Source organism: Pseudomonas sp. Pse1, from assembly GCF_024519635.1.
GTDB lineage: Bacteria > Pseudomonadota > Gammaproteobacteria > Pseudomonadales > Pseudomonadaceae > Aquipseudomonas.
In genome coordinates this window covers 77,452-102,717 of sequence record NZ_JALJRO010000021.1, presented here as the reverse complement: position 1 = coordinate 102,717, position 25,266 = coordinate 77,452, and the positions used below count along the sequence as shown (strand labels likewise).

At 61.2% G+C, this 25,266-nt stretch carries 32 protein-coding genes and 1 pseudogene; 17 read left to right on the top strand and 16 right to left on the bottom strand.

What is annotated here, in order from left to right:
* On the bottom strand, positions 1–121 hold a 121-nt coding region (locus NR126_RS24275; RefSeq protein WP_256830676.1), incomplete at its 3' end, for a sugar phosphate nucleotidyltransferase.
* Between the two features lie 212 nt (positions 122–333).
* Between NR126_RS24275 and NR126_RS24270 the strand changes: the two genes are divergently transcribed.
* Positions 334–522: a hypothetical protein gene (locus tag NR126_RS24270; protein WP_027618299.1), complete on the top strand. Its 189-nt coding sequence runs from the start codon at positions 334–336 to the stop codon at positions 520–522.
* Between the two features lie 140 nt (positions 523–662).
* Positions 663–944 (top strand): hypothetical protein, encoded by a 282-nt coding sequence (locus NR126_RS24265; protein WP_027618300.1) that lies wholly within the window; start codon positions 663–665, stop codon positions 942–944.
* Positions 945–953: 9 nt separating this feature from the next.
* Here the strand turns inward: NR126_RS24265 and NR126_RS24260 are convergent, their stop codons facing one another.
* The 4 genes from NR126_RS24260 to NR126_RS24245 form a co-directional block, all read right to left on the bottom strand.
* The gene (locus NR126_RS24260) at positions 954–1,184 is read right to left on the bottom strand and encodes a hypothetical protein (protein ID WP_027618301.1); all 231 of its coding nucleotides are present in this window, start codon (positions 1,182–1,184) and stop codon (positions 954–956) included.
* Positions 1,185–1,312: 128 nt separating this feature from the next.
* On the bottom strand, positions 1,313–2,164 hold the full coding sequence (locus NR126_RS24255; RefSeq protein WP_256351126.1) for a c-type cytochrome: 852 nt from the start codon (positions 2,162–2,164) through the stop codon (positions 1,313–1,315).
* Between the two features lie 68 nt (positions 2,165–2,232).
* Positions 2,233–2,880, bottom strand: coding sequence for a cytochrome c (locus NR126_RS24250; RefSeq protein WP_105755813.1), 648 nt, complete (start codon positions 2,878–2,880; stop codon positions 2,233–2,235).
* Positions 2,881–3,040: 160 nt separating this feature from the next.
* Positions 3,041–3,391, bottom strand: a complete 351-nt coding sequence (locus tag NR126_RS24245) for a hypothetical protein (protein WP_027618304.1) — start codon at positions 3,389–3,391, stop codon at positions 3,041–3,043.
* A gap of 198 nt (positions 3,392–3,589) precedes the next feature.
* Here NR126_RS24245 and NR126_RS24240 point away from each other — a divergent pair, with 198 nt between their 5' ends.
* From NR126_RS24240 to ada, 4 genes are all read left to right on the top strand, one after another.
* Positions 3,590–3,892: a DUF1883 domain-containing protein gene (locus NR126_RS24240; RefSeq protein ID WP_027618305.1), complete on the top strand. Its 303-nt coding sequence runs from the start codon at positions 3,590–3,592 to the stop codon at positions 3,890–3,892.
* A 15-nt stretch (positions 3,893–3,907) separates the two neighbouring features.
* Positions 3,908–4,084 carry a hypothetical protein gene (locus NR126_RS24235; RefSeq protein WP_177327238.1) on the top strand — a complete coding sequence of 59 codons (177 nt, stop codon included), beginning with the start codon at positions 3,908–3,910 and terminating at the stop codon, positions 4,082–4,084.
* A gap of 9 nt (positions 4,085–4,093) precedes the next feature.
* Complete coding sequence (gene alkB, locus NR126_RS24230) at positions 4,094–4,756, top strand: DNA oxidative demethylase AlkB (protein WP_027618306.1); 663 nt, start codon at positions 4,094–4,096, stop codon at positions 4,754–4,756.
* A gap of 85 nt (positions 4,757–4,841) precedes the next feature.
* Positions 4,842–5,903, top strand: coding sequence for a bifunctional DNA-binding transcriptional regulator/O6-methylguanine-DNA methyltransferase Ada (gene ada / locus NR126_RS24225; protein WP_256831909.1), 1,062 nt, complete (start codon positions 4,842–4,844; stop codon positions 5,901–5,903).
* Here the strand turns inward: ada and NR126_RS24220 are convergent.
* Entirely contained in the window at positions 5,900–6,358 is a 459-nt protein-coding gene (locus NR126_RS24220) for a GyrI-like domain-containing protein (protein WP_027618308.1), read from the bottom strand. The genes ada and NR126_RS24220 overlap by 4 nt on opposite strands.
* Positions 6,359–6,536: 178 nt before the next feature.
* Here NR126_RS24220 and NR126_RS24215 point away from each other — a divergent pair, with 178 nt between their 5' ends.
* From NR126_RS24215 to NR126_RS24185, 7 genes are all read left to right on the top strand, one after another.
* Entirely contained in the window at positions 6,537–7,595 is a 1,059-nt protein-coding gene (locus NR126_RS24215) for a nitronate monooxygenase family protein (protein ID WP_256831901.1), read from the top strand.
* Positions 7,596–7,747: 152 nt separating this feature from the next.
* Complete coding sequence (modA, locus tag NR126_RS24210; RefSeq protein WP_256831896.1) at positions 7,748–8,506, top strand: molybdate ABC transporter substrate-binding protein; 759 nt, start codon at positions 7,748–7,750, stop codon at positions 8,504–8,506.
* Positions 8,507–9,187, top strand: coding sequence for a molybdate ABC transporter permease subunit (modB, locus tag NR126_RS24205; RefSeq protein ID WP_027618311.1), 681 nt, complete (start codon positions 8,507–8,509; stop codon positions 9,185–9,187). It begins immediately after the preceding gene.
* A gap of 3 nt (positions 9,188–9,190) precedes the next feature.
* A complete protein-coding gene (gene modC, locus NR126_RS24200) occupies positions 9,191–10,279 on the top strand; it encodes a molybdenum ABC transporter ATP-binding protein (protein WP_256831893.1) in 1,089 nt (362 codons plus the stop codon).
* Between the two features lie 66 nt (positions 10,280–10,345).
* Positions 10,346–11,365: a DNA topoisomerase IB gene (locus tag NR126_RS24195; RefSeq protein WP_256831889.1), complete on the top strand. Its 1,020-nt coding sequence runs from the start codon at positions 10,346–10,348 to the stop codon at positions 11,363–11,365.
* Positions 11,366–11,520: 155 nt separating this feature from the next.
* Positions 11,521–13,170, top strand: coding sequence for an ABC-F family ATP-binding cassette domain-containing protein (locus NR126_RS24190; protein ID WP_256831886.1), 1,650 nt, complete (start codon positions 11,521–11,523; stop codon positions 13,168–13,170).
* Between the two features lie 92 nt (positions 13,171–13,262).
* Positions 13,263–13,493, top strand: coding sequence for a hypothetical protein (locus NR126_RS24185; RefSeq protein WP_027618315.1), 231 nt, complete (start codon positions 13,263–13,265; stop codon positions 13,491–13,493).
* Positions 13,494–13,542: 49 nt separating this feature from the next.
* Here the strand turns inward: NR126_RS24185 and NR126_RS24180 are convergent, their stop codons facing one another.
* From NR126_RS24180 to NR126_RS24160, 5 genes are all read right to left on the bottom strand, one after another.
* A complete protein-coding gene (locus NR126_RS24180) occupies positions 13,543–14,514 on the bottom strand; it encodes an XdhC family protein (protein WP_027618316.1) in 972 nt (323 codons plus the stop codon).
* 1 nt (position 14,515) lies between these two features.
* Positions 14,516–15,763, bottom strand: a complete 1,248-nt coding sequence (locus NR126_RS24175; protein ID WP_105755806.1) for a cytochrome c — start codon at positions 15,761–15,763, stop codon at positions 14,516–14,518.
* 2 nt (positions 15,764–15,765) lie between these two features.
* The gene (locus NR126_RS24170; RefSeq protein ID WP_027618318.1) at positions 15,766–16,305 is read right to left on the bottom strand and encodes a (2Fe-2S)-binding protein; all 540 of its coding nucleotides are present in this window, start codon (positions 16,303–16,305) and stop codon (positions 15,766–15,768) included.
* Positions 16,298–19,129, bottom strand: coding sequence for a xanthine dehydrogenase family protein molybdopterin-binding subunit (locus NR126_RS24165; RefSeq protein WP_256831870.1), 2,832 nt, complete (start codon positions 19,127–19,129; stop codon positions 16,298–16,300). The genes NR126_RS24170 and NR126_RS24165 overlap by 8 nt, the downstream gene beginning before the upstream one ends.
* A 202-nt stretch (positions 19,130–19,331) precedes the next feature.
* Positions 19,332–19,565: a hypothetical protein gene (locus NR126_RS24160; RefSeq protein WP_027618320.1), complete on the bottom strand. Its 234-nt coding sequence runs from the start codon at positions 19,563–19,565 to the stop codon at positions 19,332–19,334.
* Positions 19,566–19,644: 79 nt separating this feature from the next.
* Here NR126_RS24160 and NR126_RS24155 point away from each other — a divergent pair.
* Positions 19,645–20,100: pseudogene (locus tag NR126_RS24155) on the top strand (carbonic anhydrase); the annotation flags it as partial.
* Between the two features lie 40 nt (positions 20,101–20,140).
* Here NR126_RS24155 and NR126_RS24150 read toward each other — a convergent pair.
* From NR126_RS24150 to NR126_RS24140, 3 genes are all read right to left on the bottom strand, one after another.
* Positions 20,141–20,365 carry a hypothetical protein gene (locus tag NR126_RS24150; protein WP_105755804.1) on the bottom strand — a complete coding sequence of 75 codons (225 nt, stop codon included), beginning with the start codon at positions 20,363–20,365 and terminating at the stop codon, positions 20,141–20,143.
* A 428-nt stretch (positions 20,366–20,793) separates the two neighbouring features.
* Entirely contained in the window at positions 20,794–21,099 is a 306-nt protein-coding gene (locus NR126_RS24145; protein WP_146118250.1) for a hypothetical protein, read from the bottom strand.
* 145 nt (positions 21,100–21,244) lie between these two features.
* Positions 21,245–22,306 carry a sterol desaturase family protein gene (locus NR126_RS24140; protein WP_105755803.1) on the bottom strand — a complete coding sequence of 354 codons (1,062 nt, stop codon included), beginning with the start codon at positions 22,304–22,306 and terminating at the stop codon, positions 21,245–21,247.
* Between the two features lie 290 nt (positions 22,307–22,596).
* Here NR126_RS24140 and NR126_RS24135 point away from each other — a divergent pair, with 290 nt between their 5' ends.
* Complete coding sequence (locus NR126_RS24135; protein WP_105755802.1) at positions 22,597–23,055, top strand: hemerythrin domain-containing protein; 459 nt, start codon at positions 22,597–22,599, stop codon at positions 23,053–23,055.
* A gap of 51 nt (positions 23,056–23,106) precedes the next feature.
* On the opposite strand, the gene NR126_RS24130 is transcribed toward NR126_RS24135, so the two are convergent.
* Positions 23,107–23,424, bottom strand: a complete 318-nt coding sequence (locus NR126_RS24130; protein ID WP_027618325.1) for a hypothetical protein — start codon at positions 23,422–23,424, stop codon at positions 23,107–23,109.
* A gap of 466 nt (positions 23,425–23,890) precedes the next feature.
* Between NR126_RS24130 and NR126_RS24125 the strand changes: the two genes are divergently transcribed.
* A complete protein-coding gene (locus tag NR126_RS24125; RefSeq protein WP_256351055.1) occupies positions 23,891–24,013 on the top strand; it encodes a hypothetical protein in 123 nt (40 codons plus the stop codon).
* A 236-nt stretch (positions 24,014–24,249) separates the two neighbouring features.
* Positions 24,250–24,456, top strand: coding sequence for a hypothetical protein (locus NR126_RS24120; protein WP_105755801.1), 207 nt, complete (start codon positions 24,250–24,252; stop codon positions 24,454–24,456).
* Positions 24,457–24,489: 33 nt separating this feature from the next.
* Here the strand turns inward: NR126_RS24120 and NR126_RS24115 are convergent, their stop codons facing one another.
* Positions 24,490–25,242, bottom strand: coding sequence for a hypothetical protein (locus NR126_RS24115; protein ID WP_256831863.1), 753 nt, complete (start codon positions 25,240–25,242; stop codon positions 24,490–24,492).
* Positions 25,243–25,266: the final 24 nt, after the last annotated feature.

Here is a 25,266-nt window from a genome sequence, read left to right as displayed (position 1 = left end):
CGACGCCGTACTGGATCAGTGGCTTGTTCACCACCGGCAGCATTTCTTTAGGCATAGCCTTAGTCGCTGGCAGGAAGCGAGTACCGTAACCGGCTGCTGGGAACAAGCATTTCTTGATCATAAAAGTCCTTGAAAGGGCTGTGTGTACGAGTTTCGGCGCAGTCTAATCAGGCCGCAGGCACCTTACAATGCCCCGCACTGGCTAACCGATGCCATCATAGAGAAATAATCGTCGAGATAGTTCCACAAAGGCTTCACTTTAGACCAGAGGCCGCTTTGCCAACACATTTGCGGCTATCATGGCGCGATTGAACCCGCCAATGAGACAAATAGATGTCGGAAGCAAAAAGCGTCAACGGTTACCTGATCAACAAGACCAAAGACGGTCAATGGAACATCGATCGCACAGATGGGGAAACGGTCGCCGGACCACTTCCCACCGAAGCCATGGCGATTGAAGTCGCATCGGTGTTCGAAGATACGCGCCCAGCGCCAAAACGTCGCGGTGCCAAGCCCGAGTAAAAGCACTTAGCCAAACGGCCCTGCCCACGCGATCATCGCGGCGCGGGGCTTTTTTGTGTATGACTGTACCGAAATGGCCAATCGCTATAACCTCTGCTGCAGAACTTTTTACCTCCCCTCCTCTTCATGGCGGCAACCCGATGAAAAACTACCTGGCGCTGATCGCCGTGCTGCTCCTGAGTGGCTGTGCCACCGCCTCGAAAACCTACCTCGATGACGGGCAACAGGGGTTGGAGATCGACTGTTCGGGTGAGGTCAACTCGTGGGCCAAGTGCTACGAGAAAGCCGATGCCTCGTGCGCAGGCACCGGTTACCGAATCGTCGGCACCGATGGCACGCCGTCGCTGAAGGAAAGCGAGAAAACCCTGGGCGTTGATGTCGGCAACTTCAAGAGCCGCAGCCTGGTGGTGATCTGCAAATAGCGGATAGGTTTACATGTGGATTTCGGCGAATTTGATCCCCAGGCCGCGCACGGTCTCGATCAAGTCATCGAGGCGCGCGAAAGATTCAACCTCATCGCTGTCGTCCACCAGGAAAAAGCTGCGCCCCGCGCTCTTCTTGAAAAACACAATCCATTCCCCCGGATTGGCCGGATTCTGAATCACGTGCGTGGCACAAATGTGCCCTCCGGCGTGGCGCTCTCTGACTTTTTCGCGTTTCATTGACTGCTCCATGAAATGACAATGCTACCCGCAGGTAAAATGAAGATCCCCTGTAGGAGCGAGCAAGCTCGCTCCTACAAGAGCATCTGCACTCAGCCCCAGGCAACACTGGTTTGATGGCCAGCAGTTTACCGGATGCCCTGCCCGATCAGCACGCCATCCACGGTTTGCCCATACAGATTGACCCCGTCATTGGCGTGGAACTTGACCCGGGTCTTCTCGATGGAGCCGTCAATCAACCGGGGATCCTGCGGCCGTTCATGGCTGTTGATGAAGGCTGCGACGTCCCAGGCCTGCTGGTCGCTGAGGGTTTTGGCCTTACCCAGGGGCATGTTGTACTGGATGAAGGACGCCGCGGTATTGATCCGGTGCATCCCCGCGCCCCAGTTGTAGGAGTCTTTACCCCAGAGCGGAGGCAGCACGTAGTCGTTGCCGACTTTTTGCCCCTGCCCCGCGTCGCCATGACACACCGCACACTGCGCCTTGTACACTTGCGCACCCTGGGCAATGTCATAGCCCTTGGCCGGTTGCGCCACCTCAGGATAACCCCGTCCTGGCAACTCAACCCCGGTCGGCGCCTGGGTGGCCAGCCAATAGGCATAGGCCGACAACGCACTGATCTCAGGTCCATCCGCTGCCGGCGGCTTGCCGTTCATGCTGAACTCGAAGCAGCCCTGCAGACGTTCGGCGAACGTATTGACCTTGTCGTTTTTCTTGCGGTAAGCCGGGTACATCGGATACGCGCCCCACAGCGGCGCAGAGTTGGCCAGGCGCCCCTGATCGAGGTGGCAGTTACTGCAGTTGAGACCATTGCCGACAAAGGCCGGGGCCTGGCGTTTGGTGTCGACGAACAGGCTGTGGCCCTGGCGCACCAGTTTGCCAAAGGCGTTGTCCGGCAGTTCATGCTCGGCCGGCGGTTGGAAGTAGTCGACCGAACCGGCAGGCGCCGCCGGGGTTCTCAGTTCCGACTGATCGTCCATCGCGGTCTGCGCAGCGAATACGTTGAGACTGGACAAGGCCAGAACCCAGGGTACGAATACAAGAATCTTCATGGCCTGGCCTCCTGGCTGCCCAAGGTCGCAAAATATTCGGTGACCGCCTTGATCTCTTCCGGTGTCAGGGATTTGGCGATGTGCCCCATCAAGTCATTGGAATCGTTGTGCCGGCTGCCGTCACGCCAGGCATTCAACTGCGCGCTCAGGTAGGCGGCCGACTGACCGGCCAATGGCGGAAAGACCGAACCCACACCCACGCCTCCCGGACCATGGCACATCACGCACTCGGGGATCTGCCGATCCCAGGCGCCGCGCAAGGCCAACTGCGCGCCGGGCCCGTTCGGCACCTGTTCCCGGCTGACCAGCGGGGTTTTCGGTGCAGGCATCGCCGCCAGGGTGCGGGTCACTGCCTGGATCTCGGCCTCGCTCAAGGCCTTGGCCAGTGGCTGCATCACCGGGTTTTCCCGGGAGCCGCTGCGAAAGTCTTCCAACTGTTTGCGCAAATAATCGGCCGATAACCCTGCCAGGCGCGGAAACCCAGCGGCTGGCATGCCCATGCCATCAGCGCCATGGCAGGCAAAACAGGCAGTCGCCGCCGGTTGCGCGCCACCCTGGGTGTAGATCTTCTGGCCATCATCGGCCTGGGCAACGCTCACGGCCACGAGCATCAGGCTGGCCAGCAGCCTCGGTTTGAACTCCATCTCAGACCCTCTCTTATTCTAGTTATAAGCTTAGACATATTTTGTATAAGCCTACCCAGAGTAAGGGAATCCACTGGCCATCACAACCGCCGGCTGGGCACAAAAAAGCCCGAGCCGGCAGTCGAGACCGAGTCGGGCGTAGGCTTGCCGGCTGGCGTCCTCAGCCGGAGATGCACTCATTGGCCGCCTTGCCAATGTCACCTGGGCGCATCGGCACGTTGGACATACTTTCATGCAGTTTGATGCTGCTGCCGCCCGAGCGCTCTTCGATATCGAAGACGGCGGCCGGATCGGCGGAGAGCTTGCCGGGGACGATGACCCGCACACCATCCTTATGCGGCTCCATCTGCACCGCGCCACGACTCTTGGCCAGTTTCTCGGCGACGCAGTTGGCATATTCCTGAGGTTTCTTCCCGGAAATCACGTTCATGGTGGGCAGGGTCTGATTGATGTCCGAGACTGTCGCACAACCACTCATCAACAATGCCAACAACAAAACGCCGCGTTTCATACAAAATCTCCAATAAAGACCTTCCGACCGCATAAATCCGGTTTTTCTCCGGGCTGACAGGCTTTATTGCGCAAAAAAACCCGGATAACTGTTTTTAATTGTCAAACCCATGGGCAACAGTCGGCCTTTGCGCCGTGCGGGCTGATAAACTGGCCCATCGTTTTGATTTTGTAGCAAAAGCCCTTCTGGAGGCGCCCCATGAAATTTATCCACCAGCGCGAGCACCTCAACGAAGATGACATCGTCGTCATTCAATGCTCGCAAATGTGCAATATCCGCCTGATGAACGACGCCAACTTTCGCAGCTTCAAGAACGGCGGGCGCCATACCTATCATGGCGGCGCGTTCGACACGTTCCCCGCGAAGATTACCGCCCCGAGCACCGGTTTCTGGAACATCACCATCGACACCGTCAACCGCCGGGCGATCAGTGTGACCCGCAAGCCGACGCTGACCCATTCGATCAAGATTATCCGCCGCTCCAGCAGCAAACTCAGCTGATCACGACAGACAGGTATGCCCGTGACCCAAACCACCAAGTACGTCATCAAGTACAAACTCGACGGCGAGCGCCGCTTCGAATTCGCCCAACTGGCCAATGGCACCGAAGAAGAGGCCAGGGCTGCGCTTGTCGCCATTCACGGTGAGGGCCCTGAAGAAATCACCGAAATCCGCGTGAGCAAGGCGCTGTAGGCTAAATCCATGATGCCGATCATGCCTGACCTGTTCGCCGACGCCGATGCGCAACCGGCGCGCACCCAGCAGATCGGCGAGCAGGCCTTCGTGCTACGCGGTTTCGCCCTGCCCTGGGTGACCCGTCTGCTGCCGGCACTGGCTGAAGTGCTGGCGGCAGCGCCCTTTCGCAACATGCTCACCCCCGGTGGCTTCACCATGTCGGTGGGCCTGAGCAGTTGCGGCAGCCTGGGCTGGACCACCGACCGCAGCGGATATCGCTACACCTCCTTCGACCCCGCCAGCGGCCAACCCTGGCCCGCGATGCCCGCTGCGTTCCGCGAGTTGGCGCGGTTGGCGGCGAGCGAGGGCGGCTTCCCCGGTTTCGAGCCGGATGCCTGCCTGATCAATCGCTATTTGCCCGGGGCCAAGATGTCACTACATCAGGATAAAAACGAACGTTCCTACCAGTGGCCCGTGGTTTCGGTGTCTCTCGGCTTGCCGGCAGTCTTCCTGTTCGGCGGCTTGGAGCGCAGTGCCAGAAGTCAACGCGTGTCATTGTTTCATGGCGATGTGGTGGTCTGGGGCGGGGTCGACCGCTTGCGCTATCACGGGGTATTGCCGCTCAAGGACGGCCAGCATCCGCAGTTGGGCGCCCAGCGGATCAACTTCACCCTGCGCATGGCCGGCTGACCGACCGAGTTTGACCGCAAGCAGCAGAGTGCCTTGTGCGGACTCAAGGGGTAGTCTGAGATCTATCTTCACCGAGTGCCTGCGCATGTCCTCAAGCCAATCCACTGTTGAGCAAGATCCCCGCTGGTCCGCTGTGCTGAACCGCGATCCGCGCGCCGACGGGCAATTTGTCTACGCGGTCAAGACCACCGGCATCTACTGCCGTCCGAGCAGCCTCGCGCGCTTGCCGCACCCGAAGAACGTGGTGTTTTTCGACACTGAGGAGCAGGCCCGGGCCGCCGGCTTTCGCCCCAGCAAACGGGCGGCGGCAGATCAGAGCCTGGTCGCTGCGCAGCACGCGGCGCTGGTGGCAGCGGCCTGCCGGCAGATCGAAGCCAGCGACAGCCTGCCGCTGCTCGCCGAGTTGGCCAGCGCCGCGAGCATGAGTCCGTTCCACTTCCATCGCGTGTTCAAGGCCGTCACCGGCCTGACCCCCAAGGCCTATGCCACGGCCCAACGTTCGCGCCGTGTACGCGAGCGCCTCGAGTCCGCGGCCTCGGTCACCGATGCGCTGTACGATGCAGGGTTCAACTCCAACAGTCGCTTCTACGAATCCGCCGACCACGTGCTCGGCATGAAGCCCAGCGATTACCGGGCACGTGGCCAGAACACTGAGATCCATTTTGCCGTTGGCGAGTGTTCGCTCGGCGCAATTCTGGTGGCGCAAAGCCAGCGCGGGGTCTGCGCGATTCTCCTGGGGGACGATCCAAACGCTCTGGTCGAGGACCTGCAGGACCGTTTCCGTGAGGCCAATCTGATCGGCGCCAACCCGGATTTCGAGCAGTTGATCGCCAAGGTGGTGGGCTTTATCGAGGTCCCTGCCCTGGGCCTCGACCTGCCGCTGGATGTGCGCGGCACGGCCTTTCAGCAGCGGGTCTGGAGCGCCCTGCGGGACATTCCGCTGGGCAGCACTGCCAGCTATGCCGAGATTGCCCAGCGCATCGGCGCGCCGAAATCCTTTCGCGCCGTGGCCCAGGCCTGTGGTGCCAACACCCTTGCCGTGGCGATTCCCTGTCATCGGGTGGTGCGCAGCGATGGCGAGTTGTCGGGCTATCGCTGGGGCGTTGAGCGCAAGCGGCAGTTACTGGCGCGGGAACAGCAGTCCTAGAAAATGCCGATATGCACCGCCACGCTGTCGGGTCCGGTATAGGCCTCGAAATCGGTGGCAAAGCGCCGCTTGATCTGCGGATGGGCTTCGAAAAAAGCCCAGACCCGTGTCCAGGCCTCAATCACCGCACCTGGCATCGCGCCCTGGGCATCGAACACCAGGTATTGCCCGCCTTCGACTTCAATGCTCGGGTAATCGCCAGCCGGCGCGTCGACCGCCACTCCGGCCGTGACATCAAACGAGCCGCTGGCATTCGACTCATAGTTGGAATACACGCCATAGACTTTTGAGGCCGGAGTCTTGTTGGCGATGCTTTCGTACAAGCCCTCGGTAAAAAATCGCTGCCACATCGGGCCGATTCTGGCTGTCGACGCGTTTTGTTCAGCGCTGTTCAACGTGTTAACACGCAAACCGGCGACGCGAAATGCTCTTATTTCCAGCTGTTTGCTGCTCATGGCAAAGCCCTCCTTGATGATGTGCTGAAATCGGTCCAGGGCCTTACCTTGTCAGCCATGACCGAAAAAAGCCATGACCGACGACTGCCCCGGGGTCTATGATTTTGCGCCTCGGCAGTGGCTGGTCGGCCACTGAGCGAATCATTCTCCGATTTTTTCCAGCAGGAGCACAGCGCTGATGAGCCAATGGCCAGACACCCGAATCCTTGATCTGCTGGGCATCGAGTTGCCGATCATCCAGGCCCCCATGGCCGGCGCCACTGGCTCGGCTATGGTGATAGCCGCCTGCAATGCCGGCGCACTGGGCTCAATGCCCGCCGCCATGCTCGGCACCGAGCAACTGCGCGAGGAGCTTGCGACCATTCGCCAATATAGCCAGCGCCCATTGAATGTGAATTTCTTCTGCCATCAACCGCCCGCACCCGACGAGCAGCGGGCCCAGCAGTGGAAACAACTGCTGGAGCCCTATTACCGGGAGCTGGGCGTGGATTTCGAGGCGCCGACACCGGTGTCCAATCGCGCGCCTTTCGATGCCGCCGCCTGCGCCGTGGTGGAAGAATTTCGCCCCGAGGTGGTGAGTTTTCACTTCGGCCTGCCTGAAAAATCCCTGCTCGAACGGGTCAAGGCCACCGGCGCCAAGGTGCTGTCCTCCGCCACCACCGTGGCCGAAGCAATCTGGCTGGAACAGCATGGGTGTGATGCGATCATCGCCATGGGCTATGAAGCGGGGGGCCATCGCGGGATGTTCTTGAGCGATGACCTGAGCAGCCAGGTCGGCACCTTCGCCCTGGTGCCGCAGATTGTCGACGCCGTCAGCGTGCCGGTGATCGCTGCCGGCGGGATTGGCGATGCACGCGGGATCGCCGCGGCATTGGCCCTGGGCGCATCGGCGGTGCAACTGGGCACCGCCTTCCTGTTCACCCCCGAGGCCAAGGTCAGTGCCTCCCACCACCGGGCCCTGCGCAGCGCCCGGGACAGCGATACGGCCGTCACCAACATTTTCACCGGCCGCCCGGCGCGCGGCATCATCAATAGGGTCATGCGCGAACTCGGCCCGATCTGCCCGCAAGCTCCGGCCTTCCCGTTGGCCGGCGGCGCCCTGCTGCCGTTGCGGGCCAAGGGTGAGGCCGACTTCAGCAACCTGTGGGCGGGCCAGGCGGTGCATTTGGGGGTGGAGTTGTCGACCGCGGATTTGACACGGCGTTTGGCGGATGAGGCGTTGGCGCGGTTGGTCTGAAGCGGGCTTGACTCGGGTTGAGCAACATCGGCGGTGGTCGACCACATTATCTCCGACAGACATCAAACACACACAAGCCATTCCGCTCCACGGCCTTTCGCTATATATTTAACTACATAGCGTAATACCCACCCTCGCCCCGGAGCCGCTTCATGACCCATCGTGTCTCTCGTCTCGCCCCACTCTGCCTGATCTCTCTGCTCACCCTCGGCACAGCCCAGGCCGACGAGGTCCAGGTCGCCGTCGCCGCCAATTTCAGTGCGCCGATCCAGGCGATTGCCGCCGACTTCGAGAAGGACACCGGGCACAAGCTGGTGGCTTCCTACGGCGCCACCGGCCAGTTCTACACACAGATCAAGAACGGCGCGCCGTTTGAAGTATTCCTCTCGGCCGACGACATCACCCCGCAGAAACTCGAAAGCGAAGGCGCCACGGTCAAGGGTTCGCGCTTCACCTACGCCATCGGCACCCTGGCACTGTGGTCGGCCAAGGCAGGCTACGTCGACGCCGAAGGACAGGTACTCAAAGACAATCAATACCAGCACCTGTCCATCGCCAACCCGAAAGCCGCACCCTACGGCCTCGCCGCGACCCAGGTGCTGGCCAAGCTGGGCCTGACCGATCAGGTCAAGGGCAAGCTCGTCGAAGGACAGAACATCACCCAGGCCTACCAGTTCGTCTCCACCGGCAATGCCGAACTGGGCTTCGTGGCCTTGTCGCAGATCTACAAAGACGGCAAAGTCACCGGCGGATCGGCCTGGATTGTCCCGGCTGACATGCACGACCCGATCAAGCAGGGCGCGGTGATTCTCGACAAGGGCAAGAACAACCCGGCCGCCAAGGCGCTGGTTGACTACCTCAAGGGGCCGAAAGCCGCGACCGTGATCAAGTCTTACGGTTACCAACTCTAAATGACCCTGACCAGCGCCGACTTCGCCGCCATTTGGCTGACCCTGAAACTGGCGTCGCTGACCACCGTGATCCTGCTGATCATCGGCACGCCGATCGCCTTGTGGCTGTCGCGCACGCGGTCCTGGTGGCGCGGGCCGGTGGGCGCCGTGGTCGCGCTGCCACTGGTGCTGCCTCCGACCGTGATCGGCTTCTACCTGCTGCTGAGCCTGGGGCCAAACGGCTTTCTCGGCCAACTGACCCAGGCCCTGGGCCTGGGCACTCTGACGTTCAGTTTCGCCGGGCTGGTGATCGGCTCGGTGATCTACTCGATGCCCTTTGTGGTCCAGCCCCTGCAAAACGCCTTCTCGGCCATCGGCACGCGGCCGCTGGAAGTGGCGGCAACCCTGCGGGCCAATCCCTGGGACACCTTTTTCAGCGTGATCCTGCCCCTCGCCCGCCCCGGTTTTATCACTGCCGCGATTCTCGGCTTCGCCCATACCGTCGGTGAGTTCGGCGTGGTGCTGATGATTGGCGGCAATATTCCCGACAAGACCCGCGTGGTCTCGGTGCAGATCTACGATCACGTCGAAGCCATGGAGTATGCCCAGGCCCACTGGCTGGCCGGGGCGATGCTGATATTTTCGTTCCTGGTGCTGCTGGCGCTGTACTCCAGCCGCCAGAGCAAGGCCGGCTGGAGCTGATTGATGAGTGCTGCAATTCACGCCCGCCTGCAACTGAAGTACCCGGATTTTTCCCTGGACGTCGACCTCGAGTTGCCCGGCCGCGGCGTCACAGCGCTCTATGGTCACTCCGGTTCGGGCAAGACCACCTGCCTGCGCTGCATCGCCGGTCTGGAGCGTGCCGAGCACGGGTTTATCCAGATCAACGACGAGGTCTGGCAGGACAGCCAGCGCCAGCTGTTCGTGCCGCCGCACAAGCGCGCACTGGGCTATGTATTCCAGGAGGCCAGCCTGTTCCCACACCTGTCGGTGCTGGCGAACCTCGAGTTCGGCCTGCGGCGGATTCCCCGCCAGCAGCGCCGGGTCGACATGGACCACGCCACCACCCTGCTGGGCATCGGTCATTTGCTCGACCGTCACCCGCAGCATCTGTCCGGTGGCGAGCGCCAGCGCGTCGGCATTGCCCGGGCGCTGCTCACAAGTCCGCGACTGCTGCTGATGGACGAGCCACTGGCGGCGCTGGATTCGCAGCGCAAGAGCGAAATCCTGCCGTACCTTGAGCGGCTGCACGACGAGCTGGACATTCCGGTGCTGTACGTCAGCCACTCCCAGGACGAAGTCGCGCGGCTGGCCGACCACATTGTTCTGCTCAGCGCCGGCAAGGCCCTGGCCAGCGGGCCGGTGGGCGAGACGTTGGCGCGCCTCGACCTGCCCCTGGCCCTCGGCGACGACGCCGGGGTGGTCATTGACGGCTTGGTCACCGACTACGATCCCGACTACCAGTTGCTGACCCTGCAACTGCCCCACAGTCAATTGAGCGTGCGCGTCGCCCACCTGCCGCTGGCAGTGGGTCAGGCCTTGCGTTTCAAGGTCCAGGCGCGGGACGTCAGCCTCAGTCTGCAAGCCGATGCCCAGAGCAGCATCCTCAATCGCCTGCCGGTGACCGTGATCAGCGAAGTCGCCGCCGACAACGCCGCCCATGTCCTGGTGCGCCTGGACGTCGCCGGCACGCCGCTGCTGGCGCGCATCACCCGCTATTCGCGCGATCACCTGCAACTACATCCCGGCCAGGCGTTGTGGGCGCAGATCAAGGCGGTGGCGGTGCTGGCCTGAACCAACGGCACCTTGTGCGATGTCCTGCGGTCAATGGCTATAACAGCCCGCCCAGGACCTTGCGCCATGCCCGAGATCGCCGCCTTACCGCCAGACCTCCATTACGTTGACGACACTCAACCGGGCATCCGCCGCAAACGCCTGCGCGGCAAATTCTGTTATTTCGATGCCGCCGGCCAGCGCATCAGCGAAGCCGACGAAATCAAACGCCTCAACGCGCTGGCCGTCCCTCCGGCTTACACCGACGTGTGGATCTGCGCCGACCCGCAGGGTCACCTGCAGGCCACTGGGCGTGATGCCCGAGGTCGCAAGCAGTACCGTTATCACCCACGCTGGCGCGAGGTCCGCGACGGTGACAAGTATTCTCGGCTGCTGGCGTTTGGAATGGCCCTGCCCAAACTTCGCCAGCGCCTGGAGGCGCAACTGGCGCTGCCGGGGCACAGTCGCGACAAGGTCATGGCCACGGTTATCAGCCTGCTCGACACCACGCTGATCCGCATCGGCAACAGCCAATACGCTCGCGAAAACCGCTCGTACGGCCTGACCACCCTGCGCAACAAGCACGTGGCGATCAACGGCAGCGCGATCGCCTTCCAGTTTCGCGGAAAGAGCGGCGTTGAACACCAGATCACCGTTAAGGATCGACGCCTGGCGCGAGTCATCAAACGCTGCCTGGAACTCCCCGGCCAGGACCTATTCCAGTACCTCGACGATGAGGGGCAGCGGCACACCGTCAGTTCCTCCGACATCAATGCCTACCTGCACAGCCTCACGGCCGGCGGTTTTACCGCCAAGGACTACCGCACCTGGGCCGGCAGCAGCCTGGCACTGTCGGCGTTACGCGAGCTGAAATGGGAGTCGGCCAGCGAAGCCAAGCAGCACGTGGTCGAGATGGTCAAGGCGATTGCCCGGGAACTGGGCAACACCCCCGCCGTGTGTCGCAAGTGCTACATCCACCCGGCAGTGCTCGACGCCTTCCTCCTCGGCACCCTGGCCGAGCTGCCCAGGCCGAGACAGCGCAAGCGCCTGAGCCGGGAAGAAGTGGGCCTGATGATGTTCCTGCAAAGCCTGGCGAAAAAGCCATAGGACTTGTAAGGCCATCGCCTACTGAGTTAGGCTTTCCACCCTCTTGCCCCCCAGGATGATCGTTCGCCGTGAACAACTGAGCCTTTCAAAAAATGTGACCGCAACAAGCCGCCCCCGGCGCTTGTTGGCCTTTTTCGACATTTTCTGGAGGTGCCATGACTCACGTCACGCATTCGCCGACCCTCATCAGCCTCAACCAGCTGAGCTTTCAATTCGCCAACGGCGACACCCTGTTCGACGCCCTCGACCTGCAGTTCGATCAACGCCGCACCGCGATTGTCGGGCGCAACGGTTGCGGCAAATCGGTGCTCGCCCGGTTGCTGGCCGGCGAGCTGCAACCCAGCGCGGGAACCCTGACCCGCTATGGCCAAATCGCCTATGTCGCGCAGCAACCGCCCGGCGCCTGCGGCCAAAGCGTCGCCCAGGCGGCAGGGGTTGCCGACACCCTCAAGGCCCTCGCACGCCTGGCGGCAGGCAGCGCGGACGTCGGCGATTTCGACATCATTGGCGAACGCTGGGACCTCGCCGAACGCTTCCAGACCTCACTCGCTGAAGCCGACTTGGCCGGTTTACGCGCCGAACACGGGGTCGACAGCCTCAGCGGTGGGCAACGCGCGCGTATCGCCCTGATCGGCGCGTTTCTCAGCGGCGCAGATGGCTTGGTGCTGGATGAGCCAAGCAATCACCTCGACGCCGAAGGTCGGCGCTGGTTACTGCAGCGCCTCGACGAATGGCGCGGTGGATTGATTGTGGCCAGCCATGATCGAGTGCTGCTCGACAGCGTTGAACGCATCGCCGAACTGACGCCCTCGGCGGTCCAGGTGTTTTCCGGCAACTACACAGGCTACCTCGCCCAGCGTGCCGTCGAGCAGGCCGCAGCGCAGTCAGCCCTGGAGCACAGTCGCAACGAACGCCGGCGGCACCTGCAGCGCCAGCAGCGCGAGCACGACAGCGTCCAGCGCCACGCCGCACGCTCACGCAAACATGCTGAAACGGCCAACGTCTCGCGCATCGAGCGCGCGTCGATGAAAGGCCGGGCCACAGAGATCATGGGGCATGTGCGCCAGGCCCATCAGGCTGACAAAAGCGCACTGGACCAGCAGGTGCGAGAGGCCTTCGCCCGAGTCGTGGCGAATGCCCCGGTGCTGATCCCCCTGCCCGGCACTGCCGTGCCCAATCACCGGCAAGTCATGACACTGACGAACGCCCAACTGCCTTGGCTACCCGTCGACGCTGCCGCCAGCCGCCTCGATCTGGCGTTGTCCGGACCGGTTCGAGTGGCGCTCAGCGGTCCCAACGGTTGCGGAAAATCCACACTACTGAAGCTGCTCGCAGGCTTGATCTCGCCGTTGGCCGGGCACTGTCAGACCCACGTGCCGTGCGCTTACCTCGATCAACAGCTGGATCTGCTTCACCCCGGGCGCTCGCTGCTGGAGTTGCTCAATCCAGAGCACACATCGTTGTCCGAAAGCGCACTGCGCAGCCGTCTGGCGCAGCTGCAACTGGACGCAACCCGGGTCAATCTGCCGACTGGCCAACTGAGCGGCGGCGAACGGCTGAAGGCCGCCCTGGCTCTTGCCTGCTGGCGCCAGGTGCCGGCGCAGTTGCTGCTGCTCGACGAACCCACCAACCACCTCGACCTGGCTTCGGTGCAGGCGCTGGAACAGGCGCTGCAGGGTTTCGCCGGAGCAATAGTCGTCGCCTCCCATGACCCGGCCTTTATCAACGCGCTGCGCCCCACCCATCACCTAAGCTGGACACTGGAGGGTTGGTATCTGGAGGACGCAGAAACGCATCGCCCATGAGTCAGGCGACGAATAGCATGCGGTGTTTTTGCAGGTTTGCCCCCGGGATCTATAGTTGATGGGGGCATTCATGACTTATGGAGGCACTTCCCATGTCCGAAAAAGAGTCCATCACCACCTTGTTGACCTTGCTCGACTCGCGCCAGACCCGCCTGACCGCCGCCTGCAAGGAAATCGCCGACTGGGTCGACCGCCATGACGGCCACCCCACCGCGATGAAAATCCGCGATCGTCTGCAGGATATCGAGAAAGACGCGCCCGCCATCCAGAACGCGCTGACCTCGCTCAAACCGCTGGATCGACCACTACCACGCTTCCGCTAGCACTGTTGCGACCTCAAGTATCAGGCCGCAACAGCTCAGCGATGCACTTTCAGAGCTGGTCCCGGGCGATACCGCTGCGGATACGCAGGATATCGGCGAGCACTGCCAAGGCGATTTCCGCCGGTGTCTTGCTGCCCAGGTTCAGCCCGATGGGCGCGTGGATCCGCGCCAAATCAGCCTCCCCCAGACCACCGATACGACGCAAACGCTCGAAGCGTTTTTGCGAGGTCTGCAGCGAACCCATGACCCCGATATAAAACGCATCGGTGCGCACCGCTTCCATCATCGCCAGATCATCGATCTTCGGATCATGGGTCAGCGCCACCACCGCCGTGTCGCTGTGACAGCCGCCATCGGCAATAAACACCGAGGGTAACTGGCGTCGAATCTCGACGTTGTCCAGCACCACGCCTTCCAACACTTCGTCACGCGGATCACAGAGGATCACTTCGAACCCCAGGCCCACGCCAAACTCGGCACAGGCCTGCGCCACGCTGGAGTAGCCGGCGAGCAACAGCCGTTGCGCCGCCCCAACGCGAATCCGCACCCGATCGATCTCGCGCTCGATGCGCGGCCCGTGTTCACGGTCGGCGAACAGGCTGCGTGCGCCGGTTTGCAGGTCGACTTCACGGATCAGCCGCCGTTGCCCCAGCAGCGCCGATTCCAGTTCGCGCAGATGGGCCTGGGTGTCGCAGTCCGCTTCAAGCTTTTCCACCAGCACGTCGAGCAAGCCGCCACAGGGCAGCTTGACCCGGGAGCGCGGGTCGTCGGTCTCGCCGTAACGCACCACGCTCACCGCCTCGCTGAACAAGCCCTCGGCCATGCGCTCGAGGAAATCATCCTCGACGCAGCCACCGGACAGCGAGCCAATCCAGTGGCCGCTGGCGTTCACCGCCAGCATCGAGCCCGGCGCACGAGGCGCCGAACCGTAGGTGCCGAGGACACTGCACAGCCAGACACGCTCGCCGGCGCTGGACCAGGCCAGCGCACGGCGGATCACTTGCAGATCAAGATGCTGCATGTCAGTGCGCCTTGTGCTCCGCGGGAGCCTCTGCCTTGAGTTGCTCGATCTGACTTTGTGCCAGGTCAGTCGGTTGACCGCCCCAGGCCTGACGCAGGTAGTTGATCAGATCGGTGGATTGCTGCGCGCTCAACTTGTCGGCAAAGCCCGGCATCGGCTGCATGCGCTCGAAACCGGAGAATTGCTGTTCGCCAATCCCGTCATCGATCACCCGCAACAGGTTACGCGGATCTTCCAGGCGCAGCGTGGTGTTGCCCTGCATCGCCACCGCGATGTGCGGTTTGCCTTCGCCGCTGGTGCCGTGGCAACCGGCGCAGACGTTCAGGTAATCCTGGCGTCCGCGCTGAGCGCTGGCGGTCAGCTTGTCCGGCGCGACTTCGGTCAGCAGCTTGGGCTGCGGCGGCTGATCACCGAGGAGGAAGGTGGCCATGGCCGCCAAGTCCGGATCGGTCAGGTGCTGGGTGCTGTTGTGGAACACCGGGAACATCTCGTTGAACATGCTGCCCTGGGCACTCATGCCGTGCTTGAGGAACGAGCTGAGGTCCTGGTGATTCCAGCCGCGAGCTGCCAGGTCGTTGGCCAGCAGGCTTGGCGCCAGGTAGCCGTTGAGCAGGCCGCCGGTCATGCGTTTGTCCTGGACCATGGCCCCGGTGACGTTACGCGGGGTGTGGCATTCGCCGCAGTGACCGAGCACGTCGACCATGTACTGCCCGCGCTTCCAGGCTTCGCTCTTGCCGTCAGCGGCTTGCAGCTTGACGTCCTTGCCGTAGAGCATGTTCCAGCCGATCAGGCCCGGGCGCACGTTGAACGGAAAACTCAGGCTGGTGGTCGGGGCCGCGCGGTTGATCGGCGCGATGGTCTTCAGGTACGCGTGAATCGCATCAGAGTCGGCACGCGGCATCAGGTGATACGAGGTGTACGGCATCGCCGGGTACAGGTTGGCGCCATCACGGCGCTTGCCTTCGGTCAGCGCGGCGAAGAACTCGTCATCGCTGTATTCGCCGATGCCGTGTTCCTTGTCCGGGGTGATGTTGGTGCCATAGATGGTGCCGAACGGCGAAACGATCGGCAGGCCACCCGCATAGGGGGCGCCACCCGGAGCGGTGTGGCAGGCCATGCAGTCGGCGGCCCGCGCCAGGTACTCGCCCTGCTTGACCTGTTGCGCATCGGCGGCCTGAACCTGCTGGCTGGCCATGAAGGCCACGGCCAGGCCCACGGCGCCGGCGAGACCGGTGAGTAGTCGATTCATGCTCAACCCTCCTTGACCAGGCCAAGATCGGTGAGCACGTTGCGCGTGGCGCTGTAGTAGCGCACGTAGCCGGTGCAACGACAGATGTGGTGGCCGAGACTGTCCTCGATCACCGCTTCCAGCTGGCTCTTCTTGATTGGCTGGCGCTGCAGTTTTTCCACCAGCACCGTGGCTGCATTGACAAAGCCCGGCGCGCAATAGCTGCACTGGAACGCGAACTCATCGACGAAACGCTGCTGGATCGGGTTCAGCTCGGTGACCTTGCCGGCCTCGTCGCGCTTGGCGTGGCCTTCGATGGTGCGGATCTTCTTGCCTTCGAAGTAATGCGCACCGGTGATGCAGGTGCGCACTTCCTCGCTGGTGCCGTCGGGGTTGTCGACGATCACCACGCAGGCGTGGCAGATGCCCTGGCCGCAGCCCAGGCGCGATCCGGTGAGGTTACGGTATTCGTGCAGGTAGTCGATCATCGGCAGATCATCAGGGATCTCGACGGGACCGACGGTTTGACCATTGAGGGTCAGTTGCAGGGGACGGTTAGCCATTGAGGGCCTCCTTGATGCGCGCTGGAGTAATAGGCAGGTCACGGACCCGCTTGCCGATGGCATGGGCCACGGCGTTGGCGATGGCACCCACCACCGGGATCATCACCACCTCGGCGATGCCCTTGGACGGATCGCTGGGTGACAACGGCGGGAGGATTTCCGAGGTCTGTTTCCAGACCGCGACGTCCTTGGCCCGCGGCAGACGGTAACGGTTGAAGTTCCAGTCACCCTCCCCTGGCCCACCTTCGTACAGCGGCATTTCTTCCAGCAACGCGTGGCCGATCCCCATGGCGATACCGCCCTCGAGCTGGCCCTTGACCAATTCCGGCACCAGCACACGGCCGCATTCCAGCCAGGAGTGGTGATTGAGCACCTGCACTTCGCCCGAGCCTTTATTGACCTTCAGCTCGACGATGGTTGCCACCGGGCTGTAGTAGGTCACAGCAGCGTTGTTCAACTGAGTGGCCGGGTAAGCCACGTTCTGCCGATCCAACAGGTGGAAACCAGCGCTGCTCATCTGCGCCTTGATCGCCTTCGGCGCACCGTCGCCGTACTGCACGGCCAGGGCGTCGAGGGGCAGGCGTTCACGTACGCCGTTGATGCTGAACTCGGCCTCGGCCCAGCTCCAGCGGTTGAAACCGTGCACCGTGGCGCCGGTCACCAGGCCGCGCTCGTGGGCGCGCTTGGCGAGCATGGCGAACGGCAGCGGTTCCATGCCGTTCGCGGTCAGCTTGCCATCGACCCAATGGGCGTCTTCGCGGCGCAGCACATAGGGGTTGGCCTGGCCGCCAAACGGCCCCTGGCGCCAGATTTCCACGGCGGCTGGCCACAGGCCGTGGTTGAACAGCACACGGGCCGCTTCACGGGTGGCGTGGCTGAAGTAGTAGGCCGAGTTGGTAGCCGACGATGCTGAGGCCAGCTTGCCGACCCAGCGCGGGTTGCGCAGCACGGCGTCCTGCTCGGCCTGGCTCATGATGTAAGGGTTGCCACTGCTGGTCAGTTGCAACTCGCCCCACTCAGTTTCACCGGTTTTCACTTCACTGGCCGGGTTGCCGAGGAAGTCGGCGACCACCAGCGCCTGGGAAGTCGACATGCCCGTACCGATCTCGATGCCGATATGGCGCAGCGTAATGTGCCCGTCAGCGCTGAAGGCAATGCTTGCCATCGGTGCTTCGGAGCCGGTGCCGAAGTCTTTCTGGCAGATGGCGAAACCGATGCCGTACCAGTTGTCCGGGTCCTTGGCGTCTTCCTGTTGTTTCAGCGCGTGGCGGTTCTTCCACAGGTCGAAACCGGCCGCCTTGTCGAGGATCTCGTGCAGGCGCAAGGCACCGGCCGGCACCGCGCCCTGGGTGTTTTTCATCCCCGAACGCAGGACGTTCTTGCGCCGCAGTTCGATGGCATCGACCTGCAACTGATCGGCGATTTCATCCACCATCATTTCGGTGGCGGCCATGCTCTGCAGGGTGCCGTAGCCACGCATCGAACCGGCTTCGACGCCGCGCGAGTGGTACGCGGTGACCTGCAAGTCGTTCTGCGGCATGTAGTAGATCGACTGCGCCGCCGTGGCACCTACCGCCGCCACGGACGGGCTGTAGTTGATCCGGCCACCGCCGTCGACGGTCATGTCGGCGCGGAAAATCTTGAAGCTGTGATCCTGCTTGTCCACCGCCAACTGGTAGCGGATGTCGAACGGGTGACGCTTGATCCCGCTCTGGAACTGCTCGTAGCGGTCGTTGGCCAGGCGCACCGGCACACCGTTGCCATACAACGCTGCCAGGGCCGCGTAGTAGACAAAGATATTGTGGTCCTTGGAGCCATAACCCACGGTGTAGCCCGGGTGCATGTTCAGCGTGTTCAGGCCGAAACGCGACGGGACGATCATCTTCACGGTTTCCGTCGCCGCTTCCAGCGGGCATTGGGTGGCGACCACAAAATGCAGGGTCTTGGTCGCCGGATCGTACCAGCCGTTACCGTTGTCCGGTTCCAGGGCAGCCGGCTCGATGGACGGCGTCTTGTAGCGCTGGTCGAAGACCATCCAGCCTTCCGGCGGGGTCTCCAGTTGCTGCTTCATGCGGTCGGCATAAAACAGCCCGCGCTCGGTCAGGTTGCCGTGCAGGTTGGGCTGGGCATTCCATACCGGGCGGCGTTCGCGAATCATCGGGAACAGGATCGAGTCCTTGAGGCTGGCGAACTCGTCTTCATCAGCCGACGTCGCGCCGCCGACCCGCACATAACGGAAGCTGCCGTAGGGGTCGCGGGTGTACAGCGGCGCCTGGGCGCCGTAGCGGATGGCCTTGTCGTTGAACTTGAGCAGGTTCTTCGCCTTGCGGAAGCGCTCGAAGTCGTTCCAGATCAGGATCGCCACCGGATGGCCGATGAACATCGGCACCTTGCCGGTCGGCAACAATGGATCGGGGGCGTGATCTTCGGGGAAAACGATGCCGTCCTTGTCCAGGTCCTCGGCGGTGACGATGCGATCGGGCTGCAGGTCGGCGCCCAGCAGGCTCAGGTCGAAACCTTCATAGAGGCGGTCGGCACGAATGGTCTTGAGCAGCATTGCGTGGCCCTGCTGCTGGGGCCAGCCCGGCATGTCCTTGGCGCGGATGTCGCGGGCAAATACCTTGCTGCCGCAGACCTTGGACAGGGAATCGTTACGCATGCGCGCCTTGCCGTTGTTGCCCAGCCATTGCTCGGAAGGCACGGTCACGCTGTTTTCCATCAAGGCCGCCAGTGCCTGGGAGCTGAGCGGGGTCAGCGTGACGCTGACGCCAGCGATTAACCCGCCCTGCAGGAAGGAGCGTCGGGATATATCACGGTTGGACATGGATCATCCTCTGGACGGTTATGAAATCCGTCCATGTCGTTATGGTATTCGGGGAAATCTCAGGTCATTCAGAAACCCTTCCTGGCGATGCGAAGGGCCGACAAGCCTAAAAAGTTGACCTAGTAGTTAACTTTATAGAAATTGTCGGGCCTCGGCAAACCTCTTGTACGTTCAAGCACGGGCTTTGCGGCCGTGCTTCGGCTCAAACCGTGAGGTTGATCTTGTGGGCCTTGACTTCATTGGCGTAGCTGGCGAGCCGCATCTCGGTCTTCTCGAAAACCTCGCACATGCGCAAAAGCATCTGTGCGTCAGCCGGATTGCCCGCCTGATCGAGGCGCTGGGCGATGGCTTTCATGTCCACGGCCGACCAGCGCAGATCCGAGGCTATCGCCTGCAGATCGCGTCGCAGTTCCTGTTCCGGTTTATTGAGCAGCATGACTATGGCCTCCGGTTCGTAGGTGCTGCAAAAACTGTAGCACCTCCTAAACCATCTAGACTTGGCTGAGCCGTCCCCGGTTTTGAGTTGCGCGGACTCGCGCATCGCCCCCGAGTACGCGTTCGACACGGCCCGGGGTGATCTGTTTGCGGTGCGCGTCGCCGGCAACTTCGTCACCGACGAAGGCACCGCCAGCCTGGAGTACGCAGTGCTGGCGCTGGGGGCGCCGGTGATCGTGGTGCTGGGCCACGAAAGTTGCGGCGCGTTTGCCGCAGCGATCAAGACCACCCAGGACAACACAGTCTATCCAGGGCAGATACAGAAATTGACGCTGACCTTGAAGCCGGTGGTCGAGAAAGTCCTCAAGCAACCCGGCGACCTGCTGCTCAATGCCACCGTGCAGAACGTCAAGGACTCGGTGCAAACCCTCAAGAGCGCGTCCCCGGTGCTGTCCCAGGCCATCAGCGTTGGCAAGTTGAAAATCGTCGGCGGGATCTACCGCCTGGCGACCGGCAAGGTAGACCTGATCGCCTGAGCCCCGCCTCTGGCCGCTGCGCTCGTTGCAGTCAGGGGTTTCAGATGCGGTAATCCCTGAACAACTCTTCCTTGATGATCAGCAGCGCATCTTCGTAATAGCGCTCGCCCCGCGCCTCACTCAGCGGCACCGACCTGACACTTTTCTCGCCGTCCTTGGGCAGGTGTTCGCAGGTGATGAAAAACTCCGCCGTCTGCGGCAGGAACTCCAGGTAATAGAACAGCTCACGCCCTTCGCGATTCCAGTAACCGATTTCTCTGCGCATCAGCGGGCACTCCAGCGTCCAAAGCAGGCCATTCTAGCGGCAGCCCGCGCCAGGAAAAGGCAAAACGAAGGGGGGAAGGTCAAATTTCAGGCAAAAAAAAGCCCAAGTAGCTGATGGAAACTTGGGGCTTAAAAATGCATAAACCGTGGTGGTGAACGCGGGACGGATAATACCCGACCAAAACACTTGTAACAAGATATTTACATGAAGAAAGTTACATTTTTTTTGGCTAAGTCCTTCAATAACCACACGTTTTTTACGTGGAAAGGGTTTCGGAGTGGGTAAATCAGACAGGCGGTAATTCAGCAGGTATCCCGAGGGAGGGAGCTATCCCGGCGTTTGAAAAAAGTGAGCAGCCTTCACGCAGGCTCTTTCATCAACTCCATTAACGTCAAAAAAACTCACTGACAACGGTCATCGCACATCTCTCAAGGCTTACTGCAAATCGGACTTTTGGCATGGTCCATCGCCAGTTCAGCGCCCATCTGGTAATAGTGCATCGGCCCCTCGCTACAGAGAATCTCCGGCAGTCCGCAACTGTCTTCACTGATGCAACTTTCAATCACCTGAGCGCCATTGGCCTCGTAAGTCCCGACGAATACCAACTCGACCCGTCCCTGACACTTACCGGAAGCAATCTGCGAAACACGGCCGTTTTCGTGGTAAACCGTGACAAATTGCGCATCCGGGTAGTGCTCCATGAACACGTGATACACATTGGATCTTATTGGCATCTCCTCTCTCCCTGATTCACCCCGCGCACATGAACTACAGTAACTCCGCTTAGCGGTGGATGACTATCCGTTCACTTTCGTAGTTATTCGGAAGTAGAGTGCCGGGGACTTCGCAAACCATCAGGAAGTTGTTCGAAGTTCAGAATTACAACGACCGAGCGGCCGCCACTGAGGGCGTTTTTCCAACACTCGACGCAAGCGCTCGCCGACGCTTATGCCGCCGAATTTTGCGTGCCGTGTCGATAAAAGGCAGGACGATCAGACTGTAGAGGCTCAGGTAACGCTGCTGATCGCTGGTAGCTCCGGTGCCGAAGCGGATGCTCTCGGGGGTCGTGCGGGTGACGTAGAGCGTGCCGAACAGCCAATCCCACAATGACAGATTGGTGCCGAAGTTCTTATTGAAATGCCGTGGGGCGTCACTGTGGTGGATCTGGTGCTGAGCCGGACTGTTGAGCAAATGTTCGATGAGCGGCCCGAAAGACAGCCAGACATGACTGTGCCGCAAATTGGCAGCCAGGCTATTGAGGATCAGCACGATATACGTCACGCCAAACAGGGTGTAGCGACTCACTTCGCCGCCACAGGCGTACCAGAAGATCCCCGCATAGGCACTCAGGCACAGGGTATTGGTCAGCTTTTCCGCGACTTTTTCCAGGAAGTGCACGCGGCTCGCCGTGGCGGGCGTCAACACCGGCGCCGAGTGATGAACCTTGTGGAAGGCCCAGAGCCAGCGGCTATGAAAGGCGCGGTGCAGCCAGTAGTCGGTGAAGTCCTGAATCAGGAACACGCCCAGACCGAACAACAGGGACAGGCCCAGGTGCTGCCCCATCTCCACCCGCGCCCCCCAGAGGCCGGTGAAAAACGCGCCATAATCGCCAGAGCGCAGAATATAGGGATCAACCAGGCCGACAATCGGCAGTACCAGCGCGACCTTGAGAATGCCGCGCACAAAGTAATAGCGCAAATCCAGCAAGGCCGAACGATGCAAATGAACTTGCGCACCGCCGATGAACTGCCAGAAGCTCGGCGCATCCGTCAGGCCGCGAGCCTTTCGGTAGCGAAACAGGCTGTAGGCAATGGTGTACGAGACCAATAGAAAAAACAGACCAAAGCGGCCATTCAGGTCGAACAGGCTGAAAAATTGCTGACTGACCGGGGCCACAACCCAGCGTTGCAGGAAGTCAGCGAGAAGCGCAAAACCATCCACGACACACTGCCCTCCGATAAAGACTGGAAGTGTAAATCATTTCGTTATGTGTCCGCAGCGCTGCCGCTCGACGGCATCAACGAATCAATCAGGTCATTTGCAAGTGATTCCCCGCTGATTCGTGCAAGCTGCACGGCAGGCGCACCTTTAAGCACTGCTAAGCCACTGTATTGTCGAGCGTTTTATGCAGACTTAACTTGGCACAAGCCCTGCAATATCACCCGGGTGTTTATCGCGATTGGCAAAGCCCGATCCGCGCCTGCCCCACCGTGTCCCTGGAGGTGTCTTGCATGAATGCCATTGACCTGTTGAAAGCCGACCATGAACGGGTGAAAGCCCTGCTCACTCAACTCAGCGAATCGACCGATCGCGCTGTGAAAAAACGCACTGAACTGGTAGCCAAACTGGAAATGGAAATCTCCCTCCACACCCGGTTGGAGGAAGAAATCCTTTATCCGGCTTTCAAAGCAGCCGGGGGTAAGGAGCAGGACGAAATGTACTACGAAGCCAAGGAAGAACACCGCACCGTAGATTCCCTGGTGCTGCCTGACCTCAAAATGACCGATCCGACCACTCCGGAGTTCGCCGGACGCGCCAAGGTGGTGAAAGAGTTGCTGGAACATCACATCGAGGAGGAAGAAACCGAAATGTTTCCTCAGGCGAAAAAGCTCCTGGGCAAAGCGGCACTGGAAGAATTGGGGGCACAGATGGAAGCCATGAAGGCGCAGCACAAGAAGCAAGCCGCCTGATAAACGGCGATGATGCCGGCTCGGTCCAATGAACCGGGCCGGCATCGTGGGTTACAGCAATACAGTGGACAACATGCCCAGCGCACCCAGACAAAAACCAATCAGTGCGCCCCGGCCCGGCGCCTCCTGGAACAAACACCAGACCACGATCGGCTCAAGCAGCAGTAGGGAAATCACTGACACCACGGTGACTGTCCAGATATCACCGACAGCCCGGTAACCCAGCCAGTAGGCTCCCAGCAAAAACAGCCCGGCGATACACATCAGTGCCACCGGCAAGGCAAACGCATGCCAGGATTGCCCGGCGGTGTGCGCCAGGCGGGCAGTGACCACTTCACTGTAAATGGCGCAAAACTCGCCTAATACCATCAGGCCTAGAGCAGAAACTCCGAGTAGTTCTTTGGACATAGCAAAAACTCCTTCGTGTTCAGAGCAAGATTTCTCCGCTCCCAGGCGACGATGGCGTTGCCGGGTGAGCCGTTGCTGTGAGACGAAGTGTTTTTGAACAATCCTGAATTATCGAAGTACCTGAGCATGGGCATTCCCTTGTTTCGATGGTTGAATCCCTGCGCCTGTTGATCAGTGCGCGGACGCAGCATACGCCGGGAAGGCGAGCGCCAACAATCGGTACAAGGCTGATCCTGGCAGCGGCACAGCGACAATTCGGAGAAATGCGCGGGCGGCGTCTGCCAGGCGTGAGATTTGGCCGAAATGACAGCTAAATACCGGCAATATACCTTGACCTCAAATTGCCATCACCTCTAGTATCAAAGCCGTTACCGCGTTTCCCGCAATATCAGAACAATAAAAACAAGGCCTGATACGGAGCGACACCATGCACTTGCTGATCATCAGTTGTGCCCTGCTTCCCCTGTTGTTTTTTGGCCTGTCGTTCTTTGGTTGGAACCAGCATCTCAAGAGCGACGATGACGAACTGGACGTCCCCCCCATCGCGTGACTGCCAACGACCGCGCGGGACATCGGAAGTCCTAAGCCTCCACCACTGTGTAGCCGCCCGCTCTTCACCACTCGTCGCCTGACCTGTCGTACCCTCCTTGCGCCCTCCTCTCTGGCTCAGCGTTTGCAAAGGCTCGCTCCAGCCCGCGCTCACGACGAAATTCTGACGCGCCACGGCAAATCCAACTAATGTTAAGGACACCAGCGCCAAGCTTGGTCAGTCACCGGAGATGTAACGTGTCAACTCTTCATGAAATCGCAGCGAACCACGCGAGAATGGCCAAGGAAAAGGAACCAGAGTCGACCGGACTGGGTGAGCGACAACCACATGTCGTGGGCAATATTGAAATTTCTTCCGTCGACGAACTGCAGCCGATGCCCATGCACCTGCTGGCAGGTGGTCAGGACAGCCAGCATGGGGGCATGGCAGGTTTCGCGCTGTAGTCCAACTCGCGCCGCGTGACCAGAGCCCCTCCTTCAGAAAGTGTGGTACAGCACCATCCCGCCCTCGCCGTCCGGGCTCGCGTCGGAGTAACCCTTGACCGCATACAGCTGGATTTTCCATTCCTGGTTGAGCTTGTGGGTGACGAACAGCGTGAGTTCCTGGATTTGCGAGCCGGTGGAAACGACTTTCTGCCGCCAATCGTAGGACGCGCCCGCGGTGGTGCGGGCGGCAACGGGGACGGCGAAGCCGATGCTGGTGTAAATCGGGTCGTCAAAGTCAGTGTCGGGTGGATCACCGAACTTTTTCCAACCGAGGGTGGCGAAACCGGTGACCGGGCCAAAGGCTTTGGCGACGTCGATCTGGGCGCTGTAGTCGGTTTCACCGGTGCCCAGGCATTGGTCTTCATCTGCCGTCGGAAACTTGACCTTGCCAATCAGATCCACTAATACGCCCCCGCCATCGCTGCCATCGAGCAAGGCATAGCCCGCACTGGCGACCGTGTCGCCCATGCCGCTTTCCACGTCATGGCAACCGCCCGGCAAAGGATCGCCATTGGGGCCGACCTCCGGGTTGGTAATACGCAGCCAGGGCACCGTGACCTTATAGGTCATCGGTCCGGTTTCAAACTTGGCAATGACGGGGACGTACCAGATTTCGGAGGTGGTGCCGGTGCCGTAGTCACCGCTCGAATAATCGAGACCGACTGCAGCGTTGAAGGTATCGGCCAGGGCCGGCACGGCGGATCCGGCAATCAAGGTGGCCAGCAGGGTAAGCACAGGTCTCATCTTCACCTCAGGGCCCGGGAGAGA